The organism is Curvibacter sp. AEP1-3 (genome assembly GCF_002163715.1).
In the GTDB taxonomy this organism is placed as follows: Bacteria; Pseudomonadota; Gammaproteobacteria; order Burkholderiales; family Burkholderiaceae_C; genus Allorhodoferax.
The window spans coordinates 923,783-938,240 of sequence record NZ_CP015698.1 but is presented as its reverse complement, the minus strand read 5'-3'; the positions used below and the strand labels follow the sequence as shown (position 1 = coordinate 938,240).

9 protein-coding genes and 4 tRNA genes are annotated in these 14,458 nt (G+C 58.5%); 10 read left to right on the top strand and 3 right to left on the bottom strand.

The window, feature by feature from the left end:
* Positions 1 to 32 precede the first annotated feature (32 nt).
* The 3 genes from hpnE to hpnC form a co-directional block, all read right to left on the bottom strand.
* Positions 33 to 1,322 carry a hydroxysqualene dehydroxylase HpnE gene (gene hpnE, locus AEP_RS04440; RefSeq protein WP_087494272.1) on the bottom strand — a complete coding sequence of 430 codons (1,290 nt, stop codon included), beginning with the start codon at positions 1,320 to 1,322 and terminating at the stop codon, positions 33 to 35.
* Positions 1,319 to 2,158 carry a presqualene diphosphate synthase HpnD gene (gene hpnD, locus AEP_RS04435; protein ID WP_087494271.1) on the bottom strand — a complete coding sequence of 280 codons (840 nt, stop codon included), beginning with the start codon at positions 2,156 to 2,158 and terminating at the stop codon, positions 1,319 to 1,321. Before hpnD ends, hpnE begins: the two co-directional genes overlap by 4 nt.
* 221 nt (positions 2,159 to 2,379) lie before the next feature.
* Entirely contained in the window at positions 2,380 to 3,246 is an 867-nt protein-coding gene (gene hpnC / locus AEP_RS04430) for a squalene synthase HpnC (RefSeq protein ID WP_087497176.1), read from the bottom strand.
* A 122-nt stretch (positions 3,247 to 3,368) separates the two neighbouring features.
* On the opposite strand from hpnC, the gene AEP_RS04425 reads away from it, so the two are divergent.
* The 10 genes from AEP_RS04425 to AEP_RS04380 all read left to right on the top strand — a co-directional run bounded on the left by AEP_RS04425 (position 3,369) and on the right by AEP_RS04380 (position 14,445).
* Positions 3,369 to 4,535 (top strand): efflux RND transporter periplasmic adaptor subunit, encoded by a 1,167-nt coding sequence (locus tag AEP_RS04425; RefSeq protein WP_087494270.1) that lies wholly within the window; start codon positions 3,369 to 3,371, stop codon positions 4,533 to 4,535.
* Positions 4,536 to 4,542: 7 nt separating this feature from the next.
* Positions 4,543 to 7,692, top strand: coding sequence for an efflux RND transporter permease subunit (locus AEP_RS04420; RefSeq protein WP_087494269.1), 3,150 nt, complete (start codon positions 4,543 to 4,545; stop codon positions 7,690 to 7,692).
* Between the two features lie 112 nt (positions 7,693 to 7,804).
* Positions 7,805 to 7,891, top strand: a tRNA-Leu gene (locus tag AEP_RS04415).
* A 66-nt stretch (positions 7,892 to 7,957) separates the two neighbouring features.
* Positions 7,958 to 9,268: a trigger factor gene (tig, locus tag AEP_RS04410; protein ID WP_087494268.1), complete on the top strand. Its 1,311-nt coding sequence runs from the start codon at positions 7,958 to 7,960 to the stop codon at positions 9,266 to 9,268.
* A gap of 134 nt (positions 9,269 to 9,402) precedes the next feature.
* Positions 9,403 to 10,032 carry an ATP-dependent Clp endopeptidase proteolytic subunit ClpP gene (gene clpP / locus AEP_RS04405; protein WP_255413700.1) on the top strand — a complete coding sequence of 210 codons (630 nt, stop codon included), beginning with the start codon at positions 9,403 to 9,405 and terminating at the stop codon, positions 10,030 to 10,032.
* Between the two features lie 103 nt (positions 10,033 to 10,135).
* The gene (clpX, locus tag AEP_RS04400; RefSeq protein ID WP_087494267.1) at positions 10,136 to 11,401 is read left to right on the top strand and encodes an ATP-dependent Clp protease ATP-binding subunit ClpX; all 1,266 of its coding nucleotides are present in this window, start codon (positions 10,136 to 10,138) and stop codon (positions 11,399 to 11,401) included.
* A gap of 146 nt (positions 11,402 to 11,547) precedes the next feature.
* Entirely contained in the window at positions 11,548 to 13,983 is a 2,436-nt protein-coding gene (gene lon, locus AEP_RS04395) for an endopeptidase La (protein WP_087494266.1), read from the top strand.
* A gap of 80 nt (positions 13,984 to 14,063) precedes the next feature.
* A tRNA-Gly gene (locus tag AEP_RS04390) sits at positions 14,064 to 14,139 on the top strand.
* A gap of 69 nt (positions 14,140 to 14,208) precedes the next feature.
* A tRNA-Cys gene (locus AEP_RS04385) sits at positions 14,209 to 14,282 on the top strand.
* A gap of 70 nt (positions 14,283 to 14,352) precedes the next feature.
* Positions 14,353 to 14,445 (top strand) — tRNA-Leu (locus AEP_RS04380).
* Positions 14,446 to 14,458: the final 13 nt, after the last annotated feature.

The window sequence follows — 14,458 nt, the reverse complement described above, 5'->3', positions numbered from 1 at the left end:
TTGTCGCCCATGTGGCGGCCCCCTGTGTTGGTTCAAGCGGTGCCCAGGGACTCTGCAGCCGCCATGCCACTGCGGATGGCGCCTTCCAGCGTGGCGGGGTAGGGGCCAGCTACGTAGTCGCCGCAGGCCCAAAGGCCCGGGGCTACAGCCTGACCGGGGCGTTGCAGCGCGGGTGTGCAGGCAAAAGTGGCGCGTTTTTCGATCACCGTTTGCACAGGCGTGAGTTCCAGCCCCAGCTGCGTGCGGGCCTGTGCCAACACCTGACGCTCCAGCGTCTCTTTGTCGCCGTCGCTGGCACTGACCACAAAAGCGAGCAGGCCACGGGTGCCATCGAGCTGGCCGCGATCGAAAACAAACTGGGCCGGGTGGTCCGCGTCATCGCGCAGCGCCACCATGGGTCGGCTCAGGGCGGCGTCGGGGGCGTAGGAATAGACGGTGGCAATGGCTTCGAACCGCAAGGCTTCGGCCGTAGTTGACCACTGCCGCAAGCTGTCTGCTATGGTTTCAGGAGCTGCTCGCGCAGATTCCATGAGCGCGGAGGCCGCATTGGACGATGATGTGGCCCAAATGACGGCGTCAAATGCTTCGCCATTCACTTGCCAGGTGTTGTCGTGTTGGAGGCTTGTCACCCGCATACCGGTACGCAGCTCTCCACCTCGGTTGACCAGCCACTCTGCCGCGGCGGCTGGAAATAGGCTGGAGAGATCGCGTGTGGGCAGCAGCAGGTTGGAGCTACCGCGCCCGCCGAACAGCGAGTCGCGCAGCACGGTCAGAAAGACCTGGCCACAAGCCCGCTCGGCGGGCGTGTTGAGTGCCGAGACACACAGCGGGGCTATCAGCATGGCTTTGATGGTGGGGCTTAGGGTGCGGCACAGGTCTGCAACGCGGGTGCCCGGTGCGCATTGGAAGCCCGCGAGTTGCCAGCCCACCGAGGCCCGCAGCAGGCTCCAGCGGTCGGCCCAGGTCCAGCCACGGGCGGTCGCGATGCCCGCCAGCGCGTCCAAGGGGCTGGGCCAACTCGGCAAGGCCAGGCCTTCGCCGTCGGCAAAGCGCAAGTCCAAGGGCAGGCGCTGCAGGTGGGTGGCGGGGTCTGCGCCCACAGTACGCATCAGCTCCAGAGTGCGGGTGTAGGCGCCAATCAGGATGTGTTGGCCGTTGTCCAGCACCACTGGCGTGCCGTCAGGCAATGTGCCGTTCAAGGCTCTGGCGCGCCCGCCGACTGCGCGAGCTGCTTCAAAAACGATAGCGCGGTGCCCGGCGAGTGTCGCCGTCACTGCAGCCGCCATCCCGGCCCAGCCGGCGCCGACGATGGCGATTCTCATAATCTTCCGAGCGCCTGCACCTTCCACGCCAGCCAGAACTTGCGCAGCGGGGTGAGGCTGACGCGCTGGTGCAGCACCTGGAAGTTGTCGCGCTCAATCTCGGTGAGCAGGGCGCGGTAGATGCTGGCCATCATCAGGCCGGGCTTCTGTGTGCGGCGGTCGGCGGCAGGCAGCAAGGCCAGTGCCTCGTCATACAAGCCTTGGGCGCGCTGGGCCTGAAACTTCATCAGCGCCACAAAGCGGTCGGAGTAGCTGCGTTTGAGGATTTCGTGCGCCTTCACATCGAACTGCTGAAGCTCATTGACCGGCAGGTAAATGCGCCCGCGCATGGCGTCTTCCCCCACATCGCGCAGGATGTTGGTGAGCTGCAGGGCCTGGCCCAGTTTATGGGCGTACTGGGTGGTTTGCGGGTCGGTCTGGCCGAAGATGCCGGCTGCCACTTCGCCCACCACGCCAGCCACCAGGTGGCAATAGCGTTGCAGGCCGGGGTAGTCGAGGTAGCGGGTTTGCTCCAGGTCCATTTGGCAGCCATCAATCACGGCCAGCAAGTGGCGGGCTTCGATGTTGTAGGCAGCGGTGTGTGGCATGAGCGCCTTCATGACCGGGTGGGTAACCGTGCCGTTGAAGGATTGCTGAACTTCGGAGCGCCACCAGGCGAGTTTGGTGGCAGCCACTCCGGCGTCGACCATGTCGTCCACCACATCGTCCACCTCACGGCAGAAGGCATAAAAGGCGGTGATGGCGGCGCGGCGCGGGGCAGGCAGGAAAAGAAAGGCGTAGTAAAAGCTGCTGCCGGACGCAGCGGCTTTTTCCTGGACGTATTGCTCTGGGGTCATGTTGGGTATTGTCGTTGAGGCCACGCGCAAACTTTTGGACGCGTCGAGTGCCCTTCTCAGGCGTATGTGGTGGCGCAGACAAGAGGCGGGCTGTGCGCTTTGCTCCGTGTCCCCCGCCCGCTGCGCGGGCTCCTCCTTGACCTACGCAAAACGCACAGCCCGCCTCTTGTCAGCATGGGCACTCATGGGTGGCAGTCAGCAGCTGAAACAGTGCCTTGCATTCACATCCACAAAGCCCGCCACACCATCACCCCGTAATCCCACGCATACAGCTTGGGCCGGCGCTCCAGGGTGCGGTAGTTCATGGCAGCGATCTTGTCCAAAATGCGCAGGCCGCCTTGCACCACTAGGCGCAACTCCCAGCCGGCCCGGCCGGGCAGGCGGTGTACCAAAGGAGCACCTTTTTGCATGCTGGCGCTTGCCTGCTGTGCGCAAGCAGCTATCAATTTGGTAGCGTTTGGGGTCTGCTTGCGCGCCAGAATATCCGCCTGGTTCACGCCAAAGCGCTCACAGGCTTCCTGCGGCAGGTAATAACGGCCACGGGGAATGTCCACACTCAGGTCCTGCCAGAAGTTGATAAGTTGCAAGGCGGAGCAGATGGCGTCGCTCATTTCCAGGGACTCCGCGTCCTGCACGCCATAAAGGTGCAGCAGCAAGCGGCCCACCGGGTCGGCGGAGCGGCTGCAGTAGTCCAGCAGCTCGGCGTGGTCACGGTAGCCGGTGCCGTCGCGGGTCTTCTTGGTGTCTTGCACAAAGGCGTCCAGCAGGGCATGTAGCAGATGGACGGGCAGGCCGTGGGCCTCGTGCTGGGCACGCAGCGGGCCGAAGACTTGGGGCCAGCGGGCCAGTGCCTCGGGCGCGTCATCCAGGCCGCTGCGGTACATCGCGAGCTCGGCCAGGCGCTCGTCGGCGTTGGCGTCACCTTCGTCGGCAATGTCGTCTGCAGTGCGGGCAAAGTGGTAGATCGCCGCAATCGGCGCCCGCAAGTGGGGCGGGCACAACACCGAGGCAACAGGGAAATTCTCGTAATGCGTGATGGGGGCAGCGACTGGGGCCAAAGGAGCAGCGGAATCGGGCAGGGCGGGCATGGGCGGCATTGTGCCTGCAGCTTGACAAAGATCAGTGCGCCGCTTAAATTACTAACCAACTGGTCATTAACTTGTCATGCATGCTTTTTTGACCCTCCGTCCACCTTCACTCCGCTGTCACCATGTCTCCTCACAAACTACTTCTTGCCACGCCGGTTTTGCTCAGCGCCTTGCTGTTGACCGCCTGTTCCAAGCCTGCGCCTTCTGAAGAGCCGGTGCGTGCTGTCAAGCTGATGACGGTGGGTGTGGGCAGCATCCAGTCGAGCCTGGAGTTTTCTGCCGATGTGCGGGCACGTGTGGAGTCCCGGCTGGGGTTCCGGGTGGGCGGCAAAGTGGTGCGCCGCGCTGTGGAGCTGGGGCAGACGGTCAAAGCCGGGCAGGTGATCGCCCAGCTGGATCCGCAAGATTACAAGTTGGCGGCTGACGCCGCTCGCGCCCAGGTGGCCGCAGCCCAGACCAACCGCGACCTCGCAGCCGCTGACTACAAGCGCTACAAAGAGTTGCGCGACCAGAACTTCATCAGCGGTGCCGAGTTGGAGCGTCGCGACACGGCCCTCAAAGCCGCCCAGGCCCAGCTGGAGCAGGCGCAGGCCCAGCTCAACAACCAAGGCAATCAAGCCGGCTACACCACACTGGTGGCCGATGTGTCGGGCGTCGTGACGGCAGTGACCGCAGAAGTCGGCCAGGTGGTGGCTGCAGGTACACCGGTGGTGCAGATTGCACAGGATGGTCCGCGCGATGTGGTGTTTTCTGTGCCTGAAGACAAAGTGGCTTTGATCAAGCAAGGCTCCAAGGTGGATGTGCGCGTGTGGGCGAGCAAAACCCAGGTGGAAGGCACGGTGCGCGAAGTCGCTGCCAGCGCCGACCCGGTGACCCGTACCTTCACCGTGAAGGTGGCACTGGAGGCTAAAGATGCCTTGCCCTTGGGTAGCACGGTGTCGGTGTCGCCCAAAGCCCTGGACCGCGGTGCGGTGCAAGTGATCAAGCTGCCGACCTCGGCGCTGCTGAAGGCGGGCGAGGGAAGCAGCGTGTGGGTACTGGACAGCGCGACCATGACAGTCAAACCCCAGCCCGTAGTGGTGGCGACGGCAGACGGCAATGACGCCGTCATTACCCAGGGCCTGATGCCCGGAATGCAGGTGGTGGTAGCAGGGGTGCACGTGCTGTCACCCGGCCAGAAAGTTTCCATCTACAAGGAAAAAGGCGCAGTAGCGCCCGCCCCATCTGCACCAGCAGCTATGGATTCTGTAGCGCCTTCTGCCGCAGCGGCTTCTGCTGCCGGCAAGTGAGGTCGCCATGAACCAAGAACCAAGCAAGGGGTTTAACCTCTCCAAATGGGCGCTGGACCATTCCGCGCTCACTCGTTATTTGATGATCGTGCTGATGCTGTTGGGCGCTGCCGCCTACTTCCAGCTCGGCCAGGACGAAGACCCGCCATTCACCTTCCGAGCCATGGTCGTGCGTACCTACTGGCCCGGTGCCACCGCCCAGCAAGTGGCAGAGCAGGTGACCGACAAGATCGAGCGCACGCTGCAGGAAGTGCAGTACGCCGACCAGATCCGCAGCTACTCCAAGCCCGGCGAGTCCCAGATCATTTTCCAGATCAAGGACTCCAGCAAAGGCAGTGATGTTCCCAACGTCTGGTACACGGTGCGCAAGAAGATCGGCGACATGCGCGGCACCTTGCCGGGCGGCGTGGTCGGTCCGTTTTTCAATGACGACTTCGGCGATGTGTATGGCGTGATTTACGCGCTGGAAGGCGACGGCTTCAACTATGCCGAGCTCAAGACCTTTGCCGACGATGTGCGCCAGCGCCTGCTGCGCGTGCCCGATGTGGCCAAGGTGGAGCTGTTCGGCGCGCAGGACGAAAAGCTCTACATCGAGATCTCCCAGAAGCGTCTGGCCCAGTTGGGGCTGGACTTCAACCAGGTGCTGGCGCAACTCGGCCAGCAGAACGCGGTGGAATCCGCCGGTGCAGTGCAGACCCCGCTGGACGTGGTGCAAGTGCGTGTAGGCGGCCAGTTCAATGCGGTCGCGCAGTTGGCTGACATGCCGATCCGCGGCGCCAGCGGCAACCAGTTCCGCCTGAAAGACATTGCCACCATCGGCAAGGGCTATGTGGACCCACCGTCCGTCAAAGTGCACCACCAGGGCAAGGAAGTGATTGCGCTGGGCGTATCCATGGCCAAGGGGGGAGACATCATCGCCCTCGGCCACGCGCTGGAAAAAACGTTTGTAGGCATAGAGAAATCCTTGCCTGCCGGTATCAAGCTGGTGCAGTTGCAGGACCAACCCAAGTCGGTCTCCACATCGGTGAACGAGTTTGTACGGGTGCTGATTGAGGCGGTGGTGATTGTGCTGGCAGTGAGCTTTATCGCTCTGGGCCTGCACAAGCGGCCCGGTAACCACCCTTTGTGGAAGCGCTGGATCCTGGACGTGCGTCCCGGGTTGGTGGTGGGCATCACGATTCCTTTGGTGTTGGCCGTGACGTTCCTCGGCATGTACTACTGGGGCATCGGCCTGCACAAGATTTCGCTGGGCTCGCTCATCATTGCGCTGGGCCTGCTGGTGGATGACGCCATCATTGCCGTGGAAATGATGGTCCGCAAGATGGAAGAGGGCTACGACAAGGTGCGTGCAGCTACCTTTGCGTATGAAGTCACCGCCATGCCCATGCTGACCGGCACATTGATTACGGCAGTGGGCTTCCTGCCCATCGGTCTGGCCAAGTCGGTGACCGGCGAATACACCTACGCCATCTTTGCGGTGACAGTGCTGGCGCTGATCCTGAGCTGGTTTGTGTCGGTGTACTTTGTGCCTTATTTGGGCAACTGGTTGCTCAAGAGCCAGCCGCACCATGCCGGCGAATCTGTTCATCAGGAGCACTTTGACACTCCGTTCTACAACGCTTTCCGCCGCACAGTGAACTGGTGCGTGCAGCATCGCTGGACGACGATTGGTGCCACCATTCTGGTGTTCGCATTGGGTATCGTGGGTATGGGCAAGGTGCAGCAGCAATTCTTCCCGGACTCCAGCCGCCCTGAGGTCTTGGTGGATATCTGGTTCCCCGAAGGCACTTCGTTTGCCAACAACCAGGAAGTTACCCAGCGCGTGGAAGCCCGCCTGATGCAGGAGGCCGGTGTGGCTTCGGTGAGCACCTGGATCGGTTCCGGTGTGCCGCGTTTTTACTTGCCGCTGGACCAGGTGTTCCCGCAAACCAACGTGTCGCAGTTCATCATCATTCCGGTGGACTTGAAAGTGCGTGAGTCCTTGCGGGTGAAGTTGCCGGCTTTGTTGGCCAGCGAGTTCCCCGAGGTGCGTGGCCGCGTCAAGCTGCTGCCTAACGGTCCGCCCGTGGCCTATCCGGTGCAGTTCCGGGTGGTAGGCGGTGATCCGCTGGTGCTGCGTGATCGGGCCGACGAAGTCAAGGCCGCCATGCGCCAGAGCCGCAAAACCCGTGGTGTGAACGACAACTGGAACGAGTCCGTCAAGGTTTTGCGCCTCGAGGTCGACCAGGACAAGGCCCGTGCATTGGGTGTCAGCAGCCAGAGCATTGCCCAGGCCGCCAAAACCTTGTCCACCGGCACGACCGTGGGTCAATACCGTGAGGGTGACAAGCTGATCGACATCGTGCTGCGCCAGCCACAGGATGAGCGCAACGCCATCACCGACATCGCCAATGCCTACCTGCCCACCAGTAGCGGCAAGTCCATCCCGATCACTCAGATCGCCAAGCCGGTGTTCACGTGGGAGCCGGGTGTGATGTGGCGCGAGAACCGGGATTACGCAATCACGGTGCAAAGTGACATCGTTGAAGGAATGCAAGGCGCAACCGTGACCGCGGAGTTGCTGCCCCAGATGAAAGCGCTGGAAGCGCAATGGGCCACCAAAGGTTTCAATGGCTATCGCATTGAAGTGGCCGGCGCGGTGGCGGAGAGCTCCAAGGGCTCTGCATCCATCGTGGCGGGTGTTCCCATCATGCTGTTCCTGACCTTTACGCTGCTCATGCTGCAGTTGCAGAGCTTCAGCCGATCGCTACTGGTATTCATTACCGGGCCTCTGGGCATTGCAGGTGTCGCCGGTGCGCTGATCTTGTTGGGGCGTCCGTTCGGATTCGTTGCGTTACTGGGGGTGATTGCCTTGATGGGCATGATCCAGCGCAACTCGGTGATCCTGATTGACCAGATCGAGCAAGACAGGGCTGCGGGCATCCCGGCTTGGGACGCCATTGTGGAATCTGCGGTGCGCCGTCTGCGACCCATCGTGCTCACCGCAGCAGCCGCGGTGCTGGCCATGATTCCGCTGTCTCGCTCCGTGTTCTGGGGCCCTATGGCGGTTGCCATCATGGGGGGCTTGATTGTGGCTACCGTGCTGACTTTGCTGGCTTTGCCGGCCATGTATGCAGCGTGGTTCCGGGTCAAACGCGAGATTCCTGCCGCAACTTGAAAAGAAGGGGCCCGCTTGCAGGTTAAAATAGCGGGTTGACCGATTTCAAACGGGAAGTCGGGGCTTGGCAGACGGGTTCTGCAGGGCTCTCGGCTCCCGTGTTTTGTTTTTTGCGCGGGTGGCGAAATTGGTAGACGCACCAGGTTTAGGTCCTGACGGTGGCAACACTGTGGGGGTTCGAGTCCCCCCCCGCGCACCAACCTTACATGGCATCCCAGCGATGCCGCAGGTGAAATCCCTGCCATACCAACATTAGGAGTGAACGATGGCCGTTACTGTAGAAACTCTGGAAAAGCTGGAGCGCAAGATTACGTTGACACTGCCCGTGGGCGTGATCCAGACCGAAGTTGACAGCCGTCTGCGCAAGTTGGCCCGCACCGTGAAGATGGACGGTTTCCGTCCAGGCAAAGTTCCCATGAATGTCGTGGCCCAGCGCTATGGCTATTCGGTCCACTACGAAGTGATGAACGACAAAGTGGGCGAGGCCTTTGCCACTGCCGCTAACGAAGCCAAGCTGCGTGTCGCCGGTCAGCCCAAGATTTCCGAAAGCGAAACTTCTCCTGAAGGTCAAATGGCTTTCGACGCGATTTTCGAAGTCTTCCCTGAAGTCAAGATCGCCGATTTGGCGGGTGCCGAAGTCGAAAAATTGACTGCGGACGTGACAGACGAAGCCATCGACAAGACCATTGAAATCCTGCGCAAGCAGCGCCGTACCTTTGCCCAACGCGCACAAGACACCGCGGCCCAAGACACCGACCGCGTGACCGTGGACTTCGAAGGAAAAATCGACGGCGAACCCTTCGCTGGCGGTAAGGCTGCTGACTTCCAGTTCATTCTGGGCGATGGCCAGATGCTCAAGGAGTTCGAAGACGCTACCCGTGGCATGAAGTCCGGCGAAAGCAAGACTTTCCCCTTGGCCTTCCCTGCGGACTACCATGGCAAAGACGTAGCCGGCAAGACCGCTGACTTCCTAGTGACCCTGAAGAAGCTCGAAGCCGCCAACCTGCCTGAAGTGGATGGCGCATTGGCGAAGTCTTTGGGCATTGCCGACGGCACCGTAGAAGCGCTGCGCGCAGACATCCGCAAGAACCTGGAGCGCGAGGTCAAGCACCGCCTGCTGGCTCGCAACAAACAAGCAGCGATGGATGCCTTGGTTGCCAAGGCCGAGTTGGACTTGCCCAAGTCCAGCGTGCAAGCTGAACTGGACCGCATGGTGGAAAACGCGCGTGCTGACTTGAAGCAGCGCGGTATCAAGGACGCCGACAAGGCTCCGATTCCTGACGATATCTTCCGCCCACAAGCAGAGCGCCGTGTGCGATTGGGTCTGGTGGTGGCAGAGCTGGTTCGCTCCAATGACTTGGCTGCCAAGCCCGAGCAGATCAAGGCTCATGTGGAAGAGTTGGCTGCCAGCTACGAGAAGCCCGCTGACGTGATCCGTTGGTACTACGGTGACAACCGTCGCATGGCTGAAGTCGAGGCAGTGGTCATTGAAAACAATGTGACCGAATACATCCTGTCCAAGGCCAAAGTGACTGACAAGTCCGTGTCCTTCGACGAATTGATGGGCCAGAACTAAAGCAAAGCGCAGGCGCAAACTTTGCGTCGCAGCGAAATGGGGCTTGCGCGGGACTTGCAGTCCTGCGTTTAAGCCCCATTTGCATTTTTGTCTGTCTTTTTCTGTACAGTTACACCCTACATTTTGGAGAGCTTATGAACGTGAAATACGGAATGTCCGGCGCAATGGAAACCCAGGCTCTGGGAATGGTGCCCATGGTCATCGAGCAATCGGGACGTGGTGAGCGTTCATACGACATTTATTCCCGTTTGTTGAAAGAGCGGGTGATTTTTCTGGTGGGGCCCGTCAATGACCAGACTGCCAATCTCGTGGTAGCTCAGCTGTTGTTTCTGGAAAGCGAAAATCCCGACAAGGATATTTCCTTTTACATCAATTCGCCCGGCGGCTCTGTGAGCGCCGGCATGGCGATTTACGACACCATGAACTTCATCAAGCCCGACGTGTCTACCTTGTGCACCGGCATGGCCGCGAGCATGGGGGCATTTCTGTTGGCCGCCGGCGCCAAAGGCAAGCGCTTTTCGCTGCCGAATTCCAAGGTCATGATTCACCAGCCTTTGGGTGGGACACAAGGTCAGGCGACAGAGATTGAAATTCACGCTCGTGAAATCCTGAAGACCCGCGAACAACTGAACAAGATTCTGGCGGAGCGCACCGGCCAACCTTTGGAAAAGATTGAACGCGATACAGAGCGGGACTATTACCTGTCTGCAGACGAGGCAAAGGAATATGGCCTGGTAGATCAGGTGATTGCAAAACGCCCCTGATTGCGACGGGCCAAGCGCCCACCTGAACGGTGCCTTTCCGACGGACAGGCACCGTTTTCATTTGGTTATCATTGCTTAACTTAGCGAAAAAAGGCAGACATCCATGGCCGAAAAAAAAGGCTCAACCAGCGAAAAAACCCTGTACTGCTCTTTCTGTGGCAAGAGTCAGCATGAGGTGAAGAAGCTTATCGCTGGTCCGTCCGTCTTTGTGTGTGATGAGTGCATCGATTTATGCAATGAGATCATCCGTGACGAGCTACCGGCGACCACCGAAAACAAGGAAGGGCGCAGTGACCTGCCCACGCCCGCAGATATCAAGGCAAACCTCGATAGCTATGTCATCGGCCAGGAACCTGCCAAGCGCACTCTGGCGGTGGCGGTGTACAACCACTACAAGCGCCTCAAGCACAAAGAAAAAGCCAAGAAAGATGATGTTGAGCTCGCCAAGAGCAACATCCTGTTGATCGGCCCCACTGGCTCGGGCAAGACGCTGTTGGCCCAAACTCTGGCGCGCATGCTGGATGTGCCCTTTGTGATGGCTGATGCAACTACCTTGACCGAAGCGGGTTATGTAGGCGAGGACGTGGAGAACATCGTTCTGAAGCTGCTGCAGAGCTGCAACTACGACGTAGAACGCGCCCAGCGCGGCATTGTCTACATCGATGAGATCGACAAGATTTCACGCAAATCCGACAACCCCTCCATCACGCGCGATGTGTCGGGCGAGGGCGTTCAACAAGCTCTGCTGAAGCTGATTGAAGGCACCATGGCCAGTGTTCCGCCGCAGGGCGGACGCAAGCATCCGAACCAGGATTTCGTGCAAATTGACACGACCAACATCCTGTTCATTTGCGGCGGTGCGTTTGCGGGCTTGGAAAAGGTGATCGAGAGCCGCACAGAGTCTTCGGGTATCGGTTTCGGTGCTGCGGTAAAGAGCAAGCAGCAGCGTGCATTGACAGAAGTTTTCAAAGAGGTTGAGCCTGAGGATTTGATCAAGTTCGGCTTGATTCCCGAGTTAGTGGGGCGTATGCCTGTGGTGGCAACCCTCGCTGAGCTTACTGAAGAAGCCTTGGTTCAGATCTTGACTGAGCCCAAGAATGCCTTGGTCAAGCAATATGCCAAGTTGTTGGCGATGGAGGGTGCGGAGCTGGAGATCCGTCCTGCTGCCCTGAAGGCCATCGCCAAGCGGGCTTTGATCCGCAAAACTGGTGCCCGAGGCTTGCGATCCATCCTGGAGCAATCGCTCATTGACACTATGTATGAGTTGCCCAATGCGGGCAACGTTGAAAAAGTAGTGGTGGACGAATCCACCATCGAAGAAAACAAGCCTCCATTGCTCGTTTATCGCGAGTCTGCCAAGAAGGCGTAGCCGGAATGGCCCCCAATAGCCTGATAAGCAAGGGTTTTGGGGGTATTCAATCCCACTTGTGGGGTTGCCCGGTTTTTCATAATCGGGTTGTGCTTGAAATCCGGGCTTTGCAGTCCATATTCCACAGGTAACGTAAAGGTTTTCCTATGTCCGGCCATATTCCCTTGCCTGCAATCCCCTTAGAACTGCCTCTATTGCCTTTGCGCGATGTGGTGGTCTTTCCTCACATGGTGATTCCGCTATTCGTGGGGCGCCCCAAGAGCATCAAAGCCTTGGAAGCGGCCATGGAGGCAGAGCGCCGCATCATGTTGGTGGCCCAGAAGGCGGCTGCCAAGGATGATCCGGTGGTTTCAGATATGTTTGATGTGGGGTGTGTATCCACCATCCTTCAAATGTTGAAGCTGCCTGATGGCACTGTCAAAGTGTTGGTCGAAGGGCATCAGCGCGCTACCGTCAACCAGATCTCGGAAGGTGAACTGCATTTCACAGCGAACGTTACCCCTATTGAAGTGCCTGCAGAGGCGACGGACGTAAGCCGTAAAGCCGGTAGTGAAGTGGAGGCGCTGCGTCGTGCAGTAATGCAGCAGTTTGACCAGTACGTCAAACTCAACAAAAAGATTCCTCCGGAAATTCTTACTTCCATCTCCAGCATTGACGACCCTGGTCGCTTGGCTGACACCATTGCTGCGCATCTACCGCTCAAGCTGGACAGCAAACAAGCCATTTTGAGTCTGCCTGAGGTCAAAGACCGCTTGGAAAATTTGTTTGAGCAGATCGAACACGAAGTCGACATATTGAATGTCGACAAGAAGATCCGTGGTCGGGTCAAGCGCCAGATGGAAAAGAACCAGCGCGACTTCTATTTGAATGAGCAAGTCAAGGCGATTCAGAAGGAGTTGGGCGAGGGTGAAGATGGCGCAGACATCGAAGAGATCGAAAAAAAGATCAAGTCTGCCAAGATGCCCAAGGAGGCGTTGAAGAAGGCCGAAGCCGAGTTGAAGAAACTCAAGCTGATGTCTCCCATGTCTGCAGAGGCGACGGTGGTACGCAACTACATTGAAGTGCTGACCGGCCTGCCTTGGACTGCCAAAACCAAGATCAAACACAACCTGGCGAATGCCGAGAACGTCTTGAATGAAGATCACTATGGCTTGGACAAAGTCAAGGACCGCATTTTGGAATATCTTGCTGTTCAACAGCGAGTCGACAAGGTGAAGGCGCCCATCCTGTGTCTGGTAGGCCCGCCCGGGGTAGGTAAGACTTCCTTGGGCCAAAGCATAGCCAAGGCCACGGGCCGCAAATACGTACGTATGGCGTTGGGCGGTATGCGCGATGAGGCGGAGATCCGCGGTCATCGGAGAACTTACATTGGAGCGATGCCAGGAAAGGTTCTTCAAAGCCTTTCCAAGGTTGGCACACGTAATCCATTGTTCCTGCTCGATGAAATCGACAAGCTGGGCACGGACTTCCGTGGCGACCCCAGCAGTGCGTTGTTGGAGGTGTTGGATCCGGAGCAGAACAACAAGTTTGGCGACCACTACGTAGAAGTGGACTACGACTTGAGTGACGTGATGTTTGTGGCGACTTCCAACTCCATGAACATCCCACCAGCGTTGCTGGACCGTATGGAGGTGATTCGTCTGTCGGGCTATACCGAAGACGAGAAGACCAACATTGCCATCACGTATCTGTTGCCCAAGCAGATGAAAAACAACGGTGTGAAGGATGCGGAGCTCTCTGTGTCTGAGGATGCTGTGCGCGACATTGTTCGCTACTACACACGTGAGGCGGGTGTCCGATCTTTGGAGCGCGAACTGTCCAAAATCTGCCGCAAGGTCGTCAAGGGCCTTTTGCTCAAGAAAATGCAGGCACAAGTGGTCGTTACCGCGGAGAACTTGAATGATTTCTTGGGGGTGCGTCGCTACACCTATGGTCGCGCTGAAGAGCAAAACCAGGTAGGCCAAGTGGTGGGACTCGCATGGACTGAGGTCGGCGGAGATTTGTTGACGATCGAAGCTGCTTTGACTCCCGGTAAGGGTGTCATTACCCGCACCGGTTCATTGGGGGATGTGATGAAGGAGTCTGTGGAGGCCGCGCGCACTGTGGTTCGCAGTCGCTCCCGTCGCTTGGGAATCAAGGATGAAACTTTTGAGAAGAAAGACATCCACATACACGTACCTGATGGTGCAACACCTAAAGACGGTCCGAGCGCTGGCGCAGCGATGGCTACTGCTTTTGTATCCGCGCTGACTGGTATTCCTGTCCGCGGTGATGTTGCCATGACGGGAGAGATCACCTTGCGAGGTGAAGTCACCGAGATCGGTGGCTTGAAAGAAAAATTGCTTGCTGCTTTGCGCGGTGGAATCAAGACGGTTTTGATCCCTGAGCAGAATGCCAAAGACTTGCAGGACATTCCCGAAAACGTCAAGAACGGACTCGAGATAGTGCCTGTACGTTGGATCGACCAAGTGCTTGAGTTGGCTCTGGAGTCACAGCCGGTTCCCTTGCCTGACGAAGAGCCGGTGCCTCCTTCGGTGCAAGCGGTTTCTTCGGACGCCTCTGCGCCCGCTGTGAAGCATTGAACGTCTGTCGGGGCAATGCAAAAATTTTTTGACTTTGCTCCGACAGCTTGAAAATGACGCTATAATTTGAGGCTTGAAACGCGGGAATAGCTCAGTTGGTAGAGCGCAACCTTGCCAAGGTTGAGGTCGAGAGTTCGAGACTCTTTTCCCGCTCCAATTCCGAAAAAGGGAAGCGCCTGCTTCCCTTTTTTATTCCTCTCCCTAGGTTGGGGAAACTGAAAAGTCGGCGCGGTAGCAAAGCGGTTATGCCCCGGATTGCAAATCCGGTTAGTCCGGTTCGACTCCGGACCGCGCCTCCAGATTTATCTGGTCGAAATGCCCTGTCAGCCTCGGTTGGTGGGGCATTTTTGTTTGACAATAGACACCCGTGCCTGAGTGGTGAAATAGGTAGACACATCGGACTTAAAATCCGCCGCTTCGTGAATAACGGGCGTACCGGTTCGATTCCGGTCTCAGGCACCATTCAATACTTTTA

What these genes read in the sequence shown, in the direction of transcription:
- AEP_RS04425 (WP_087494270.1), top strand. Translation starts at nt 3,369, where the DNA reads ATGTCTCCTCACAAACTACTTCTTGCCACGCCGGTTTTGCTCAGCGCC.
- hpnC (WP_087497176.1), bottom strand. Translation starts at nt 3,246, where the DNA reads ATGCCCGCCCTGCCCGATTCCGCTGCTCCTTTGGCCCCAGTCGCTGCC.
- hpnE (WP_087494272.1), bottom strand. Translation starts at nt 1,322, where the DNA reads ATGAGAATCGCCATCGTCGGCGCCGGCTGGGCCGGGATGGCGGCTGCA.
- clpX (WP_087494267.1), top strand. Translation starts at nt 10,136, where the DNA reads ATGGCCGAAAAAAAAGGCTCAACCAGCGAAAAAACCCTGTACTGCTCT.
- tig (WP_087494268.1), top strand. Translation starts at nt 7,958, where the DNA reads ATGGCCGTTACTGTAGAAACTCTGGAAAAGCTGGAGCGCAAGATTACG.
- hpnD (WP_087494271.1), bottom strand. Translation starts at nt 2,158, where the DNA reads ATGACCCCAGAGCAATACGTCCAGGAAAAAGCCGCTGCGTCCGGCAGC.
- lon (WP_087494266.1), top strand. Translation starts at nt 11,548, where the DNA reads ATGTCCGGCCATATTCCCTTGCCTGCAATCCCCTTAGAACTGCCTCTA.
- clpP (WP_255413700.1), top strand. Translation starts at nt 9,403, where the DNA reads ATGAACGTGAAATACGGAATGTCCGGCGCAATGGAAACCCAGGCTCTG.
- AEP_RS04420 (WP_087494269.1), top strand. Translation starts at nt 4,543, where the DNA reads ATGAACCAAGAACCAAGCAAGGGGTTTAACCTCTCCAAATGGGCGCTG.